Source organism: Streptomyces sp. SCA2-17 (genome assembly GCF_044336695.1).
Genome location: NZ_CP117521.1, coordinates 6350607 through 6367305, shown reverse-complemented (window position 1 = coordinate 6367305; position 16699 = coordinate 6350607). Strand labels below are relative to the sequence as shown.

14 protein-coding genes are annotated in these 16699 nt (G+C 73.5%); 7 read left to right on the top strand and 7 right to left on the bottom strand.

All coding sequences use genetic code 11. The features are described 5' to 3' along the window. Positions 1-57: 57 nt before the first annotated feature. Together PS271_RS28245 and PS271_RS28240 are read right to left on the bottom strand one after the other, a co-directional pair. Positions 58-471: a hypothetical protein gene (locus PS271_RS28245; RefSeq protein WP_398385763.1), complete on the bottom strand. Its 414-nt coding sequence runs from the start codon at positions 469-471 to the stop codon at positions 58-60. 41 nt (positions 472-512) lie between these two features. Beyond that, positions 513-1697, bottom strand: a complete 1185-nt coding sequence (locus PS271_RS28240) for a molybdopterin-dependent oxidoreductase (RefSeq protein WP_398385761.1) — start codon at positions 1695-1697, stop codon at positions 513-515. A gap of 113 nt (positions 1698-1810) precedes the next feature. On the opposite strand from PS271_RS28240, the gene PS271_RS28235 reads away from it, so the two are divergent. After that, the gene (locus PS271_RS28235) at positions 1811-3313 is read left to right on the top strand and encodes a glycosyltransferase 87 family protein (protein ID WP_398385760.1); all 1503 of its coding nucleotides are present in this window, start codon (positions 1811-1813) and stop codon (positions 3311-3313) included. 29 nt (positions 3314-3342) lie between these two features. Beyond that, a complete protein-coding gene (locus tag PS271_RS28230; protein WP_398385758.1) occupies positions 3343-4788 on the top strand; it encodes a glyceraldehyde-3-phosphate dehydrogenase in 1446 nt (481 codons plus the stop codon). Positions 4789-4962: 174 nt separating this feature from the next. Here the strand turns inward: PS271_RS28230 and PS271_RS28225 are convergent, their stop codons facing one another. The 3 genes from PS271_RS28225 to PS271_RS28215 all read right to left on the bottom strand — a co-directional run bounded on the left by PS271_RS28225 (position 4963) and on the right by PS271_RS28215 (position 7680). Then, positions 4963-5619 (bottom strand): DUF4232 domain-containing protein, encoded by a 657-nt coding sequence (locus tag PS271_RS28225; RefSeq protein ID WP_398385756.1) that lies wholly within the window; start codon positions 5617-5619, stop codon positions 4963-4965. A 426-nt stretch (positions 5620-6045) separates the two neighbouring features. Continuing rightward, complete coding sequence (locus PS271_RS28220; RefSeq protein WP_398385754.1) at positions 6046-6648, bottom strand: HdeD family acid-resistance protein; 603 nt, start codon at positions 6646-6648, stop codon at positions 6046-6048. Positions 6649-6897: 249 nt separating this feature from the next. After that, positions 6898-7680, bottom strand: a complete 783-nt coding sequence (locus PS271_RS28215; protein WP_398385752.1) for a DeoR/GlpR family DNA-binding transcription regulator — start codon at positions 7678-7680, stop codon at positions 6898-6900. Positions 7681-7986: 306 nt separating this feature from the next. Here PS271_RS28215 and PS271_RS28210 point away from each other — a divergent pair, with 306 nt between their 5' ends. From PS271_RS28210 to proP, 5 genes are all read left to right on the top strand, one after another. Next, entirely contained in the window at positions 7987-9552 is a 1566-nt protein-coding gene (locus tag PS271_RS28210) for an FGGY family carbohydrate kinase (RefSeq protein WP_398385750.1), read from the top strand. Then, entirely contained in the window at positions 9545-11062 is a 1518-nt protein-coding gene (locus tag PS271_RS28205) for an FGGY-family carbohydrate kinase (RefSeq protein WP_398385748.1), read from the top strand. The genes PS271_RS28210 and PS271_RS28205 overlap by 8 nt, the downstream gene beginning before the upstream one ends. After that, the gene (locus PS271_RS28200; protein ID WP_398385747.1) at positions 11059-11685 is read left to right on the top strand and encodes a histidine phosphatase family protein; all 627 of its coding nucleotides are present in this window, start codon (positions 11059-11061) and stop codon (positions 11683-11685) included. The genes PS271_RS28205 and PS271_RS28200 overlap by 4 nt, the downstream gene beginning before the upstream one ends. A 55-nt stretch (positions 11686-11740) precedes the next feature. After that, the gene (locus PS271_RS28195) at positions 11741-12781 is read left to right on the top strand and encodes a 2-hydroxyacid dehydrogenase (RefSeq protein ID WP_398385746.1); all 1041 of its coding nucleotides are present in this window, start codon (positions 11741-11743) and stop codon (positions 12779-12781) included. A 327-nt stretch (positions 12782-13108) separates the two neighbouring features. Further along, positions 13109-14602, top strand: coding sequence for a glycine betaine/L-proline transporter ProP (gene proP, locus PS271_RS28190; RefSeq protein ID WP_398385744.1), 1494 nt, complete (start codon positions 13109-13111; stop codon positions 14600-14602). A 112-nt stretch (positions 14603-14714) separates the two neighbouring features. Here the strand turns inward: proP and PS271_RS28185 are convergent, their stop codons facing one another. Together PS271_RS28185 and PS271_RS28180 are read right to left on the bottom strand one after the other, a co-directional pair. Then, positions 14715-15644, bottom strand: coding sequence for a GNAT family N-acetyltransferase (locus PS271_RS28185; protein WP_398385742.1), 930 nt, complete (start codon positions 15642-15644; stop codon positions 14715-14717). A 34-nt stretch (positions 15645-15678) separates the two neighbouring features. Further along, positions 15679-16587: a methylenetetrahydrofolate reductase gene (locus PS271_RS28180; protein ID WP_398385740.1), complete on the bottom strand. Its 909-nt coding sequence runs from the start codon at positions 16585-16587 to the stop codon at positions 15679-15681. Between the last annotated feature and the right edge of the window lie 112 nt (positions 16588-16699).

The window sequence follows — 16699 nt, the reverse complement described above, 5'->3', positions numbered from 1 at the left end:
GGGCCGCGACGCCTGGTGGGGCGCTCTCCGTAAGCCGGAGGGCGCCCCACCCACGCGTCACGAGTCCCGCGACCCCTGCCGTAGCCTCCGGGCCCCTGCCCGTACGAGTACGGCCGCGGCGGTCACCGCAGCCGTCAGCCCCAGCAGGAGAAGCCAGTTGCGCAGGTAGTCCAGCGGCAGCACCGACGGGTTCTGCGGGACGCCCGGCCGGAACAGGACCGGGTAGGCCACCGCCGTCAGGCTCGCCGCGACGAGCAGGCCGGCGCGCACCGCACGCCGCGCCCGCAGCCGTACGACCACGAGGCCCGCGAGGAGCGTCAGCGGGACGACGATGCCGTCGTGCACGAGCACCGCCCCGGTCAGCCACCGCACGACCGGCCACGGATCCTGCGGGTCGTCGCCGCACCACGCGGCCCACACGCCCACCCCCATCAGGGCGATCCCGCACGCGCCGGCGGCCGCGCGGAACACCCGCAGTGCCCGGCTCCCCCGTCCCCGTCCTCGCCCCCGCATCACAGCGCCTCCATCCGGGACACCCACTTGGTCTGGAGGACGCCGGGCCTGTTCGGGGCGATGATCCGGGCCGGATAGCCGTGGTCGGGCGGGAGTTCCTGCCCGTTGAGGCGCAGGGCCAGCAGCGTCAGGGGATCGCGGGCGTAGGTGTGCGGCATGACCATCACCCGGTAGGCGCCGTGCCGCTCCAGGGAGGTGACCCGGATCAGGGCTCCCTCCGGTGCGCCCGCCCGGTCCAGCAGGTCGCGCACCCGTACGCCCGTCCAGCGCGCCGACCGGCTCCAGCCCTCCACGCAGGCGATCGGCAGGGTCGCCTCCCGCTGCGGCATGGCGCGCAGTTCGTCCAGGGTGATCTCGTACGGGCGCGGGCCCCCGACGTACAGCCGCCAGCCGCGTACGGCCTCCGTGGTCACTCCGGCGCGGGCGGCGGTGCGGTTGACGGGCAGGCCCAGTTCGCCGTGGTCCGGGTGGCGCGGGGCGAGGAGGTCCAGGCTCTTGAGGGGCGTGAGGGACTGGCCCGCGGTGGTGAGCGTCACCGCTCCGACGGCGGCGCCCGTGGCGGCCAGCAGCGACCGCCGGTCGGGGCCGTCCTCGGCGGGGAGGGACAGCGTCCCGGGTGAGCGGCGCCGCCAATGGGCCGCGATGTCCGGTGCCTTGACCGCCAGGTGCAGGAGCAGCGATCCGATGAGCAGCCAGCCGACGGCGTAGTGCACGGGCACGAAGGAGAACGGCCACGGGTACCACTGCGCGGTGTTGAACAGCCCGGAGAAGAGCTCGAAGAGCGCCGACGCGACCAGCACCGCGACGGACAGCCGCTCCAGGGCGTGCCGCACCGAGCGCACGAGCGGCCGCGTGAAGAGGCGGGGGTAGACCGTCCACAGCTTCACCAGCAGCAGGGGGATCGCCGCGATCCCGCTCGCGACGTGCAGCCCCTGACTCCACCGGTAGCCCCAGGAGGGGCGGCTGGGAAGGCTGTTCGCGAGCAGGGACGGCGGGTGCTGCACGACGTGGCTGACCAGCCCGGTCACGAAACACACGGCGATCACCAGGCCGAGCCAGCGGCCGACGGCGGTGGCGGTACGGGCGTCGTGCAGCCTGCCCGAGAAGGAGGGGAACGGGAGCCCGGGAAGGCGGAGGGATGGCCGGAGGGGGCGCTTGAGAGGGAGCCGGAGCGGGAACTTCATGCCTTCATCAGAACGCGCGCGGGCGCCGGGACGGGGGTGCGAGGACCTTACGGAATACGGACGTTCGCCCTGTGCGGCACGTGTTCCGCCGGTGCCCGGTGCAGGCTGGCCTGGTGATCGTCCTTCCCCGCCGCCCCGCCGTCATGACCGCCGTCACCACGGCCGCCCTCGCCGCGCTCACCGCCGTCCTCGTACTGGCCGTCCGCAGCGACGCCTACGTGACCGACCCCGCCGCGCTCGCCGGCTGGTACGCGGTGGCGTGGGCGCTGTTCGGCGCGGCGGCGTGGGCGGTGCGGCACGTACCGGCCCGCATCGTGGCGCCCCTGGTCCTGGCGGGGTCCGTGGCCGTCGCCGCCGCCGGGCTGGTCGCCGAGCCGCGCACCAGCTCCGACCTCTACCGCTACGTCTGGGACGGCCGGGTCCAGGCCGCGGGCATCTCGCCGTACGACCACGTGCCCGGCGACCCCGCCCTGTCCCGGCTGCGCGACGACTGGCTGTTCCCGCGGGGCGCGGAGTGCGGGGAGCCGGAGCGGTTCGGGGTGGCGGCAGCGGCGGAAGGCGGCCCGGCCGTGGAAGGCCGCCCCGCCACCTGCACCCGCATCAACCGCCCCTCCGTGCACACGATCTACCCGCCCGTGGCCGAGGGGTACTTCCTCCTCGTCCACGCGGTCTCGCCCGCGGACGCCCGGCACAAGCCCTTCCAGGTGGGCGGGGCGGTGCTGTCCGTCGCCGTCTCGGCCCTGCTCCTGGCCGTCCTGCGCCGCCGCGGCCGCACTCACTGGGCCGCGTACTGGGCATGGTGCCCGGCGGTCGCCGTCGAGGCCGTCAACAACGCCCACGTCGATGTGCTCGGCGTGCTGCTCGCGGTCGCGGGCCTGGCGGCGGTCCGCGCGCGCCCGGTCCGGGGCGGCGCCCTGATCGGCGCCGGAATCGCCACCAAACTGCTGCCCGCGGTGGTCCTCCCCGGAGCCCTCGCCGGATCGGCCGCACGCGGGCCGGGCCGGCCGGGCGGCGCCGTCCGCCGCGCCCTCGCCACCCTGCTGCCGGCGGCGGCCGTCGTCGGCCTCGGCTACCTGCCGTACCTCCTGATCTCCCACGGCTCGGTCCTCGGCTACCTCGGCGGCTACGCCGCGGAGGAGGGCTACGACGACCCCACCGTGAAGAACCGCTACGCCCTCCTCCGCCTGATCCTCCCCACCTCCTGGGCCCAGCCCGCGGTCCTGGTCCTCTGCGCGGCGGTGGTGGCGTACGTGCTGCTGCGCGGAGACCCGGAGCGCCCCTGGCGAGGCGCACTCCTGGTGACCGGCACGGCATTCCTCCTCACCACCCCCGGCTACTCCTGGTACGCACTCCTCCTGATCGCCCTCGTCGCCCTCGACGGCCGCTGGGAGTGGCTGGGCGTCGCCATGGCCGGAGCGGCCACATACGTGGGAGGCCGCGCGGTGGAAGACTCCGCCCTCCTCGGCACCACGGCCTACGCCCTGGCGGGCACCGCGGTCCTCACGGGCCGGCTGCTACGCCGCCGGGGGCGGGGCAGCAGGGCCCTGGGGAACCCGAGCGGGCGGCCGTCGGCGACACCCCCTGAACGATCGAAACCGCATGGGGTTAGCATGTGAGCGCTGCCTAGCTCGAAAGAGAAAAGCCTGTGACTGTCAACGACGACTCGTTCACTGACTGGAAGAACCGCGAGGAGATCGCGGAGTCGATGATCCCGATCATCGGGAAGCTGCACCGCGAGCAGGACGTCACCGTCCTCCTCCACAGCCGCTCCCTGGTGAACAAGTCGGTGGTCAGCATCCTGAAGACCCACCGATTCGCCCGGCAGATAGCCGGCGAGGAGCTCTCGGTCACCGAGACGCTGCCGTTCCTGCAGGCGCTGACCACGCTGGACCTCGGCCCTTCCCAGATCGACATCGGCATGCTCGCCGCGACCTACAAGGCCGGCGACCACGGTCTGTCCGTCGAGGCCTTCACCGCCCAGGCCGTCGCCGGCGCCACCGGCGAGAACAAGATCGAGTGCCGCGAGGGGCGCGACGTCGTCCTCTACGGGTTCGGCCGCATCGGCCGCCTCGTGGCCCGGCTCCTCATCGAGAAGGCCGGCTCCGGCAACGGCCTGCGGCTGCGGGCCATCGTCGTCCGCCAGGGCGGCGAGCAGGACATCGTCAAGCGCGCCTCGCTGCTGCGGCGCGACTCGATCCACGGCCAGTTCCAGGGCACGATCACCGTCGACGAGGCCGGCAGCACGATCGTCGCCAACGGCAACGCGATCAAGGTGATCTACGCGAACGACCCGTCGGAGATCGACTACACGGCGTACGGCATCAAGGACGCCATCCTCATCGACAACACCGGCAAGTGGCGCGACCGCGAGGGCCTGTCCCAGCACCTGCGCCCCGGCATCGACAAGGTCGTCCTGACGGCCCCCGGCAAGGGCGACGTCCCCAACATCGTCCACGGCGTCAACCACGACACGATCAAGCCGGACGAGCGGGTCCTGTCCTGCGCCTCCTGCACCACCAACGCGATCGTCCCGCCGCTGAAGGCCATGGACGACGAGTACGGCGTGCTGCGCGGCCACGTGGAGACCGTCCACTCGTTCACCAACGACCAGAACCTGCTGGACAACTACCACAAGGCCGACCGCCGCGGCCGCTCCGCGCCGCTCAACATGGTCATCACGGAGACCGGCGCCGCCTCGGCCGTCGCCAAGGCCCTCCCCGACCTCAAGGCGCCGATCACCGGCAGCTCGATCCGCGTCCCGGTCCCGGACGTCTCCATCGCGATCCTCAGCCTGCGGCTCGGCCGCGAGACCAGCCGCGAGGAGGTCCTCGACCACCTCCGCAACGTGTCGCTGACCTCGCCGCTCAAGCGCCAGATCGACTTCACCACCGCCCCGGACGCGGTCTCCAGCGACTTCATCGGCTCGCGCCACGCCTCGATCATCGACGCCGGCGCCACCAAGGTCGACGGCGACAACGCGATCCTCTACCTGTGGTACGACAACGAGTTCGGCTACTCGTGCCAGGTCATCCGCGTCGTCCAGCACGTCTCCGGCGTGGAGTACCCGACGTTCCCGGCACCGGTGCTCTGAAGGCCCTGAGCCGGTCCCGGTGACCTGCGGCGCGGCCGCCACCCCGCTGAGGGGTGGCGGCCGCGCGCCGTACCGGGGCGGCGCTTACGGGCGCGGACGCGCGTGGAGATCCAAGCCGCTCGTGCCCGCGCTGCCCGGCGAGGCGGGCGAGGGCCTGAACCGCAGCCCCGGTCCTTACTGTTCGGGGGAGGCGTACGGCCGGTCGGGCGCCGGCGAACCGGACGTGCCGCCTGAGCCCGGGGCGCGCGTGTCCTCGTCCTTCTTCCAGGGGCCGACGCCCAGCTTCCCCGTCGTCCCCAGGTCGAACTCGGGCGTCACCATCACCGCGGGGGCGCCGGGCTGTGCCACCACCCGCGCGTAGGGGGCGTTCACAGGTCCGCCACTGGTGACGGTGTTGCGCCAGACCAGAACGGAGTACGCGCGCTCGCCCGGCTTCAGGACCAGCGGCTGCGGCGATCCGTCGGCTCCCGTACCGCTCGAAATGGCGCTGCCGCCGCGGAGGATGTCCACGCTGTCCACGGACCGGTGGCTCGCGTCGAGGAGCTGGATCTTCGGGTAGCCGTTGAGCCGGTAGGGCTGGGTGCCACAGTTCTGCAGCAGGATTCCCTGGACGCGCAGCCCCATGGCGGCGTCCCCCTCGTCCACGGAGACGTGCACCCCCGACGGCGGGCAGGCGCCTCCCTGGGACGGCGCTTCGGCGGTGGGAACGCTCCGCACCTTCACGACCCGCACCCGCGGGCTGTCCTGCCCGCCTGACTTCGGCGTGTCCGGTACGCCCGACTCCGGCCCGCTCAGCGTGAAGGTGCCCCGCGCGGTCCGTCCGGGCTCCACCGACGGCACCGTCTGCTGCGTCGTCTCGACTCCCCTTCCGGAAGGCGACGGGAAATCGAAGGTGACCGTGTAAGTGAACGGTTCCTTCTCGCGATTGGTGACCTCGAACGTGACGCAGGGACGCGCGCCGCGCCCCACACCGGTAATCGTCACTCCGTCCTTGCCCGGCTCCCCGGACGTCGCGCCGGAAGGCGACGGCAGGCCCTCGCAGGGGGAATCGCCGTGAGAGCCCGGGGCTCCGGACGCCCGCGCCGCCGGACCGTCAATGTGCGAACCGCACGCGGTGAGCAGCACGGCCCCGGTCAAAACAGCGGGAAGAGCACGAAAGTTACGCAGCATGCGGTGATTCGACCAAGGCCGGCCCGCAATTGCAATTGCCGTGACCTGGGCCACACTCCCCTGTCAACCTTCGTGCCGCGGGCGCCGTCAATGCTGCGGGTGAGCGTGCCACCGGTGGCCGCGGCCGCCCGCGCCACCCTGCCGCGCGCCGGGAGCGGACGGCTTTCCGAGCCGCGCGCGCAGCCGGATGCCGTGCCCGACCTCGATCAGTCCCATGACGACCAGCATGATGCCGACGACCATCGTGAGGACGGCGATCGACGCGAAGGGCGACGTGATGACCACGATTCCGGCCAGGACGCTGACGATTCCGAGGAAGACCTGCCAGCCACGGGCCGGGAGCGCCGGGACGGACAGGGCCACGCCCGTCAGCATGACGCCGCGCAGCAGCCAGCCGAAGCCGATCCACAGCGCGAGCAGCAGCAGCGACTGCGCGGGCCCGCGAAAGGCCACCAGCCCCAGCAGTACGCAGATCCCGCCGCTGACGAATCCCAGGACGCGCATGTGTCCCGGAATGTGCGTGCCGAAGGCCCCTGCCAGCTGGAAGACCCCCATGGCCAGCAGATAGATGCCGAAGAGCACGCCGGCCACCGTCAGGCTCGCCTTCGGCCAGGCCAGCACGACAACGCCGAGGGCGACCGAGGCCACGCCCGCGCTCACCAGGACCTGCCAGCCGGCGTCGGCCAGCATGCGCAGACCGGAGGGAATCTCGGTGGGGGCTTGGGCAGCGGGTTCACCGGCGCCTTCACCGACGCCCGCGTCTGCCTGGTGAGCCGCGTTGAATTCGCTGGAACCGCTCGAGGAAAAACTCATAGCGCTTACCTCTCGCCCCCGCGCATGAATTGCCCGACTACTCCCCATATCAGGCTTGCACAGTTCCCGACGGCGCGACACCGGAATCCCGGGCAAGTGGAATCCCCGGTCAGCGGGAATCCCCGGTCAGCCGTCCGCGGAGACGACGCGGATCTCGGCGCCCTGGTCGCGCAGCCGCCGTACCTCCGGGGCAGGAACGGCGTCGTCCACGATGACCAGGTCGAAGTCGGTGAGGGGGGCAAGCGCGTACAGCCCCTGGTTGGCGAACTTGGTGTGGTCGACGAGCAGCACGCGCCGGGTCGCGGACGCCATCATCGACCGCTTGACCTGCACCGTCTCCGGCGACATGTGGTAGCAGCGGCCGCCGGTGACGGCGGTCGTCGACATGAACAGCAGGTCGGCGCGGTACGCCTGCGCGCTCTGTGCGGCGTGCAGGCCCATGAAGGCGTCGTAGGCCGGGAAGTACGTGCCGCCGAGCGAGATCAGCGAGATGCCCGGCTCCCGTGCCAGCGCGGAGACGACCGGCAGCGCGTTGGTGATGACGGTCAGCGGTGTGCGGCCGGCCACCTGCGCGGTCAGTCCGAAGCACGTGGTCGAGTCGTCGATCATCACGACCCGGCCCGGTGCCAGCAGGCCGGCCGCGGCACGCGCCAGCCGCTGCTTGACCGGCGCCATCGTCGTCATGCGTTCGCCGACGCTGCCGTGGAACTGCGCCGACGGCTGACAGCTCGCGCCGCCGCGCACTTTGCGGAGCCATCCCTGGGCCTGGAGCGCGTCGAGGTCGCGGTGCACGGTCATCACGCTGACGCCGAACTCCTCGGCCAGCGCGGACGTCCGGACGAATCCCCTGGCCGCCACGAGGTCGCGCAGCTGCCGGCGCCGCTCCTCCTGACCGTCCCCCCGGGTCACGCCGCCCCTCCCGCCGCCTTCATGTGAATCTCACATGAAGCTAACACGGTGTTACGCGGCCGTCCGGGCTGCCCGTACCGGCCCCCGTACCAGCCCACGTACCGGCCCCGGGAAGGACCTCACATCACGCGCGTCCCGCGGCGCGGGAAATGGTCCGTGGCTGATTGACGCCCTGTCCGGCGGCGGGTTTCGCTACCTCCGCGAACCGGCCGTCGTCCCGGGAGGCAACGCCCTCCCCGGTGGCACGGCCACTGCAAAGAGGCAGAAGAGGTAGAAGAGGCAGAAGGGGCAGGGGGACCCGAAGTCATGTCGGTTCTCACCATCGACGTCGGCACGTCGGTGATCAAATCGGTCGTCTTCGACGACCAGGGGCGGGAGATCGCGGTCTCGCGCGTCGCCACCGAGGTGCTGCGGCCCCGCCCCGGCCGGGCGGAGCAGGACATGGACGCGGTCTGGAACGGCGTGGTCTTCACCGTGCGCAGTGCCCTGTCCGGGCTCGGCCGGGGCGCCGGCCCCGTGTGGCTCGTGAGCCTGACCGCACAGGGCGACGGCTGCTGGCTGGTCGACGACCGGGGCCGCCCCACCGGGCCGGCGGTCCTGTGGTCCGACGGCCGGGCGGGCGGGCTGCTGCGGCGCTGGGAGTCCGAGGGCGTCCTGGAGGAGGCCTACCGCCGCAACGGCTCCCTCACGTGCGGCGGCATGCCCAACGCGGTGATCAGCTGGCTGGCGGAGCACGACCCGGAGCGGCTGGAGCGCTCCGCGACGGCGCTGACGGCGGCCGGCTGGCTGTTCCTGAAGCTCACCGGCGTCGCCGCGATCGACGAGTCCGACGCGTCGGCGCCCTTCCTCGACCACGCCACCGGCGACTACGACCCGCGGATCCTGGAGCTGTTCGGCCTCACCTGGGCGCGCCGCCTCCTGCCGCGCGTCCTGGGCGAGGACGAGCGCATCGCCGAGATCACCGCGCGCACGGCCGGCGAACTGGGCCTGCCCGCCGGGCTGCCCGTCGTCATGGCCCCGTACGACATCGCCGCGACCGCCCGCGGCGCCGGCGTGGTCGACCCCGGCCAGGCCTGCGGCATCCTCGGCACGACCCTGTGCACCGAGATCGTCACCCGGCACGTCGACACGGCGGGCGAGCCCTGCGGGATCAACATCGCCTACGGGGGCCGCGGGCGCGTCCTGCGCGCGTTCCCCACCCTGTCGGGCACGGAGGTCCTGGACTGGGCGGCACGGACCCTCGGCGTCGCGGGGCCCGCCGCGCTGGGAGAGCTGGCGTTCGGCACCGGACCGGGCTCGGGTCCGGGCGCCGGACCCGGCGCCGGAGGGCTCGCCTTCCTCCCGTACCTCTCCCCCGCCGGGGAACGCGCTCCCTTCCTCGATCCGCGCGCCCGCGGCACGTTCTGGGGCCTGTCGCTGGAGCACACCCGCGCCCAGCTGGCCCGCGCCGTCTTCGAGGGCCTGTCCCTCGTGGTGCGCGACTGCCTGCACGCCTCCCGCACCGAGGTCCGCGAACTGCGCCTGTGCGGCGGCGGATCGGCCAGCGACGACTGGTGCCGGCTGATCGCCGACGTCACCGGGGTGCCCACGGCCCGCAGCACCGACGCCGAACTCGGCGCCAAGGGCGCGTTCCTGACCGGGCTGGTGCTCACCGGGGCGGAGCCGAGCATGCGCGACGCGGCCGCCAAGTACGTCCGGATGCGCGCCGGCTGGGAACCCGACCCGCGGCGGAGCGCCTTCTACGACGAGTTCTACGCCTCGTTCCTCACCTGGCGCGGCGCCGCCCGCTCCCTCGGCTGGTCGCCCGGCGCCACGTCCACACGGGAGTCGTCGTCGGCGCCCGCTCCCGTAGAGGAAACCGCACATGTCTGATTCCCCGCACCTCTCACCGGCCGCCTCCCCCCTCCCCGACCCCGACGCCGTCCACCTCGGCCTTGACCTCGGCACCCAGAGCGCCCGGGCGGTCGCCGTGGACGGCACCGGCCGCGTGGTCGGTGCCGCCTCCCGGCCGCTGAGCAGCCGGCGCGAGGGCGTACGCCACGAACAGGACCCCGAGCAGTGGTGGACGGCCCTGGCCGCCGCCTGCCGGGAGGCCCTCGCCGGCATCGCCCCCGAGCGGGTGCGCGGTCTGGCGGTCGACGCCACCTCGGGCACGATCCTGCTGGCCGACGGCCGGGGCACGCCGCTCACGCCCGGCCTGATGTACGACGACGGGCGGGCCGACGCGTACACCGAGCGCGTCAACACCGCCGGCGCCGCGGTGTGGGAGGCGTCGGGCTACCGCTCCATGCAGCCGTCGTGGGCGCTGCCCAAGCTGCTGTGGCTGCTGGACCGGGGGCCGCTGCCCGCCGGAGCGCGACTGCTGCACCAAGCCGACCTGATCACCTGGCGGCTGACCGGACGACAGGCGCCCGCCGACGCCGGCCACGCCCTGAAGACCGGCTACGACCTGGTCGAGGAGCGCTGGCCGGAGGCGGAACTGTCCGCGCTGGGCGTTCCGGACGGGCTGCTGCCCGACGTCGTACGCCCCGGGGCCGTCCTCGGCACCGTGTGCGCCGACGCGGCGCGCGTCACCGGCCTCCGCGCCGGCACTCCGGTCGTCGCGGGGATGACGGACGGCTGCGCCGCGCAGATCGGGGCGGGGGCGCTCGCGCCGGGTGCCTGGAACTCCGTCCTGGGAACCACCCTCGTCCTCAAGGGCGTGAGCCCCCGCCTGGTGCGGGACCCGGCCGGCGTCGTCTACTGCCACCGGGGCCCCGGCGGCACGTGGCTGCCCGGCGGGGCGTCCAGCAGCGGCGCCGGCGTCATCGCCCAACACTTCCCCGGAGCCGGCCTCGACGCCCTCACCCGGCAGGCCGCCGCCTCCGATCCGACAGCCGTGGCCTACCCGCTGACCGGCGCGAGCGGGGAACGCTTCCCCTTCCGCGCCCCCGGAGCGCGCCCCTTCGTCCTGGGCCGGGCCTCCGGCGAAGCCGAGCGCTTCCACGCCTTCCTGCTCGGCGTGGCCTGCGTCGAGCGGCTCTGCTTCGACTACCTGGACCACCTCGGCGCCCCCGTCCACGGCCCGGTCACCCTCACCGGCGGCGGAGCCCGTAACGCCTACTGGTCACAGCTACGGGCCGACGTCCTGGGCCGTACGGTCCGGCTGCCCGAGCGGTCCGGGAGCGCCACCGGCATGGCGGTGCTCGCCGCGACCCTCTCGGGCGCCACGCTGGAGGACGCGGCGGCCGCCATGGTCCGGGTGCGCGCGGAGCTGCGCCCCGACGCGGCGCGCACCGCCCGCCTGCTGCCCCGCTACCTCGACTTCGTCGACGAACTGACCCGACGCGGCTGGCTGGAGCCGGCCGTGGCGGCGCACGCCCGCAGAAAGGCCGAGCAGTGACCGACTTCCTCCTCGTACGCCACGGCGAGACCGAGTGGCACGCCGAGAACCGCTACGCGGGCCGCAGCGACGTGCCCCTCACCGAACGCGGCCGCCGGCAGGGCGAGGCGCTCGGCGCCTGGGCGGGCGGGCAGGCGCTGGACGCCGTGATGTGCTCTCCGCTGTCGCGCGCCGGGCTCACCGCACGGCCGGCGGCGGACGTACTCGGGCTGCCCCTGCGGGTGGACGAGCGGCTGACCGAGGTCGGCTTCGGGCGGGGCGAGGGGCTGACGCGCGGGGAAATGGCCGAGGCGTTCCCCAAGGAACTGGCCGCGTTCCTCGACGACCCCGTGGCCCATCACCTGCCCGGCGGCGAGGACCCCGCGGCGGCCGCCGCCCGGGCCGTCGCCTGCCTGACGGAGACCGCGCGCGGCCTCCCCGGCGGCCGCGTCCTCGTGGTGGCGCACTCCACGCTGCTGCGCCTCGCCCTGTGTGCGCTGCTCGGCATTCCCCTCTCCCGCTACCGCGTCGTCTTCCCGGCCCTGGAGAACGGGGCCCTGACGGAGCTGCGGCTGTGCGAGGGGCGGGCGTCGCTGCTGCGGCTCAATGTGCCGGTCGCCGGCGGCGGCCCTGCCCTTGCCTGACCCTTCTTCCGCCCCCTCACCCGCCCCACTGTCCGATTCCCTCTGGAGCACCACCATGACCACCACCGTCCTCGCCGCGGGCGACCACTTCGTCCTCCCCCGCCTGCTGTCCGGCGAACTCCGTACCGCCGCGCCGGAAGCCCCGCTCGACGTCCGCGAGCTGACCCTGCCCTGGCCGCACACCCCGTTCGGGCCGGTCGCGGAGGTCGACGAGGCGTCGGGCACGGAGGACGAGCTGATCGAGGCGCTGCAAGGGGCGCGCGTGTGCGTCACCCAGATGGCGCCGCTGACCGAACGGGTCCTGCGGGCGTGTCCCGGCCTGGAGCTGTTCTGCGTCAGCCGCGGCGGCCCGGTCAACGCCAACCTGGCCGCCGCCACCCGCCACGGCGTGGCCGTCAGCTACGCGCCCGGCCGCAACGCCACCGCGACCGCCGAGCACACCCTGGCCCTGCTGCTGGCCGCCGCCCGGGGCATCGGTGACGTGCACTCCGACCTCAAGCGGGGTACGTGGCGCGGTGACTACTACGACTACGACGCCTGCGGCATCGAGATAGAGGGCTGCGTCGTCGGGCTGGTCGGCTACGGAGCCATCGGCTCCCGCGTGGCCCGCGTGCTGGTCGCCATGGGCGCGCGCGTCCTGGTCCACGACCCGTACGTGCCGGCGGAGGCGCTCGCCGGCCTGGCCGAGCAGGTCACTCTGGAGGAGTTGCTGCGTCGCTCCCGCATCGTCTCCCTGCACGCGCGCGTGACCGACGAGACCCGGGGCATGATCGGCCGCGCGCAGATCGCGGCCATGGAGCGCGGCTCGGTCCTCGTCAACTGCGCGCGCGGCGCCCTGGTGGACTACGACGCCGTCTGCGACGCCCTGGAGTCCGGGCACCTGGCCGGCGCCGGGTTCGACGTCTTCCCCGCCGAACCGGTACCGGCCGGCGCCCGGCTGCTGGCCGCTCCGGGTGTGGTGCTCACCCCGCACATCGCGGGCGGCAGCCGGCAGGTCGCCCAGAAGGCGGCCCGTATCGTCGCCGCGGAAGTCGGCCGCTTCCTCAGCGGCGAGCCGCTGGCCCACTGCGCCAACCCGGAAGTGCTGGCGGCTTGAGGCCGTGACCCGGCCCCTGCCGGGCCCCTGCCCGGCCCCCGAGCGCCGGTGCGGTGCCGCCCCTACCATTGGAGTGACTGCGGGCGGGTACCACTCCCGCCACTGACGGCTCGGCTGTGTGGAGCGTGACCGGCCGGGTATGCGCGGTCGTACGCCGGAGCGTCCGACCGCCGCCGGCCCGCCGCGCCGCACCCCCGTCCCCGCCCTGATTCCGCCCCCGATCCCTCAGGTGGAGCATTGAGCGCCGATCGCAGAAGACTCCCGAACGGGGCGCCCGCGCCCCGGCGCGGCGCCCCGCAGCGCGGCGGGACTTCGGCCACCGACCGGATGCTGAGGACCCTGCTGCGGCGCCGCAAGAAGATGCTGACCATCGAGGACGTCACCGTCACGGACCGCCCCGAGGTCCACCGCGCCGTCTCCGCCGCGGCGCTGGGGAACATGATGGAGTGGTTCGACTTCGGCGTGTACGCCTATATGGCGGCCACGCTCGGCAAGGTCTTCTTCCCCTCCGGCTCCCCCGGCACGCAGGTGATCGCCGCCTTCGCCACCTTCGCCGCGGCGTTCGTCGTGCGCCCGCTCGGCGGCCTGGTCTTCGGCCCGCTGGGCGACCGCATCGGACGGCAGAAGGTGCTCGCCGCCACGATGATCATGATGGCGGTCAGCACGTTCGCGGTCGGCCTCCTGCCCGCGTACACCACGGCCGGCGTCCTCGCGCCCGTACTGCTGCTCGTGTGCCGGCTGGTGCAGGGCTTCTCCACGGGCGGCGAGTACGCGGGGGCCACCACGTACATCGCCGAGTACGCGCCGGACAAGCGCCGGGGATTCCTCGGCAGCTGGCTCGACTTCGGCACCTTCGTCGGCTACGCGCTCGGCTCCGGCCTGGTGACCGTGCTCACCGCGGCCCTGGGCACCGACGGCCTGGCCGACTGGGGCTGGCGGCTGCCGTTCCTCGTCGCCGGGCCGCTCGGCCTGATCGGCCTCTACATGCGCATGCGCCTGGAGGAGACGCCCGCCTTCCGCGCGGAGACGGAGAGCGCGGCGGAGCTCGCCGGCGCCGAGGAGGCCCGGCAGTCCGGTCACGGCCGGCTGAAGGAGATCTTCACCCGGCACTGGCACGCCGTGCTGATCTGCATGGGCCTGGTGGTGGTCTACAATGTCACCAGCTACGTCGTGACGTCCTACCTGCCGACGTTCATGACCGAGACCCTGAAGCAGAACCCCACCACCGCACAACTGCTCGTCCTGGCCACGATGATCCTCGTCGCCCTGACCATCACGACCGTGGGACGGCGCTCGGACACCTGGGGGCGCCGCCCGATGTTCATGGCCGGCAGCGCCGCCCTGGTCGCCCTGGCCGTACCCGCGCTGCTGATGATCCGGGCCGGCGGCGTGCTGCTGCCGGCGATCGGCTGCTGCGTGCTCGGGCTGCTGCTGGTGGTCTTCGCCGGCACCTCCGCGGCCACACTGCCGGCCCTCTTCCCCACCCGCATGCGCTACGGCGCGCTGTCGGTGTCGTACAACATCTCCGTCTCGCTCTTCGGCGGCACCACGCCGCTGGTCGTCTCGGCGCTGCTGGAGAGCACCGGCAACGAGATGGTCCCGGCCTACTACCTGATGGGCGCGGGCGTCATCGGCTTCCTCTCGGCGTTCTTCCTGCACGAGACGGCGGGCAAGCCGCTGCGCGGCTCGGGCCCGATGGTGGAGACGCCGGAGCAGGCGGAGCGGCTGGTGGCCCACAGCCGCACCGAAGCGGGCCGCCGAGCCCGGAACGTATGGCTCCACCTGCGCCATCCGGGCCACCGCCACCACGAGAAGCCGTGACGGCGGGCGAGCGTCGCCGGCGCCGGGGCGCCACGCCGGAGAAGGACGAGTACGGCCCCGGACGCGTACGGCCCGGACGCTAGGGCCCTCCGGGCGGTCAGATCCCCGGCGGTCAGATCCTCGCGCATGCGACCGTGTCGTCCAGGACGTCCGCCGCGTGGTCAGCGACGAAGGAGACGACGTCCTCGCCGTCGCCGTCACTGAGTTCGAGCAGGAGGCTCCGCACGGGGAGGTGCTCCGCACACGCCGCCAGCAGGGCCGCGACGATGGTGCGCCCTTCGGGGTCGGAGGGGTCGACGGGCCCGCCGGAGAGGTCACTGTCGTCGCCGGGGAATTCGTCGAGGAAGCCGATGCCGGCGATGGTGCCGTCGGGGCGGCGGGCCGCCACGAGAGGCGCGTAGCTCTCGCAGTAGAAGGACCGGCGCTCCTGGCTCATCGGCGTCGGCGGGGTGGGGTGCGGCCAGTCCCGGGCGTCGAGGGAGTCCCACCACGCCTGCATGACGTCGTCCGGTGCCCAGGTGGGCCCCTCGTGCCACTCGATCGCGTAGCCGTGCTCTATGGGGCCGATCGCCCGGGGCCGGACCCGGAACGTTCGCGTGCGGCGCTGGTGGCGGAATCCGCGGTCGGTCATCCAGCGGTGCGCCGGGGTGCCGGTGACGGCCTTGCCCCACGGGCGCAGACCCATGTCGCTCATCATCGTCGTCAGATGGGCCAGGGCGGCCGAGCCCAGGCCGCGCTCCCGCAGCCCGGGGACGATCTCGACGTACGTCCACACCAGGCTTTCGCCGAGGAGGCCGGGGAAGCGGCGGAAGCCCGCGACGCCGGCCGGTTCCCCGGTCGTGCTGTCGCGCATCACGCGTGCACGGCACAGGCCGTCGCCGTCCTCCTCGCTGCGCAGGAGCATGCGGCCCTGACTCACCGTCATGTCACCCGCGGGCCCCAGCGCGCCGAGCACGGCGCTCGCCCCGGCTTCGTCACCCGGCCACGGCTCGAACCTCAGCGACGGGAACGAAGGGGACGCGGCGTCGTCTGTCGTGCGCATTGTCGCAGCGTAACGCCGTTGTCAGTGGCTGCCCTTACGGTTTTCGGCATGGCGATGCTTCCCCGACCTCCGCCGCCGGGATCGTCTCGCGGAAGGCCGCCACCCACTCGGCCGTGGCCCGCAGGCCGCCGAAGCTGTAGAAGTGCAGCTTGACGGTGCCGTGCCGCTGCGGGTCGTATCCCTCGGAGAGGGCGCGGAGGAACCGGTCGGGGCCTGCGGTTCCCACGAGGTGGGTGAGGGAGAGGCCGTACTTCCGGGCGATGCCCGCGCTGGTCCCCACGCCGAACCGGGCCGCGTACCCGAGCAGCCTGCGTACCCCGGCGGGCCCGGGGACACCGACCCTGACGGGCAGGTGGATGCCGCGATCACGCAGTTCCTCGATCCATCCGAGGACCGGGCCGGGGTCGAAGCCGAACTGCGTGATGACGTGGCCGGGTATGCCGCGACCGGCGAGCGCGGCGGCCTTCTGCTCCAGCGCCGACCACAGCTGCGGGCCGGTGATGGCCGGGTGTCCCTCCGGGTAGCCGCAGACACCGACCTGCCGCACGCCGTACTGTTCCAGCAGCCCCGACCGGATGAGCGCCAGGGCGTCCTCGTACGGCCCCTCCGGCACGGCCGGGTCGCCGCCCACCGCGAACACCCGCCCGGACGTCCCGTCCGCCCGGAGCCGGGAGAGGAACTCCTCGAACGCCGCGCGGGAGGGCATCCGGCGGGCCGACAGGTGCGGGACGGGCTCGAAGCCGAGGTCCTTCACCGCACGGGCGGCGGTGAGCCGCATCGACAGGTCCTCGTTGCCCAGGAAGGTCACGTTGATGCGCGTACCCGCGGGGAGGAGGTGTTCGGCCTCGTGGAGAGCCGGGACGTCCTTGCCGGTCATTTCGACGGAGAAGTCTTCGAGCAGCAGGCCGGTGGCCCCACCGGGCGAGGCGGTACGAGAATCCATCGTGCTCCGTAAGGCGTGGGACGACCCGACTGCACGAGGGTAAGGGAACACCCGTCCGCTCCCGTCCGCGGGCGCCCCCCGACGCCCCACCGGTGGCCGCGGGCCGGGGCCG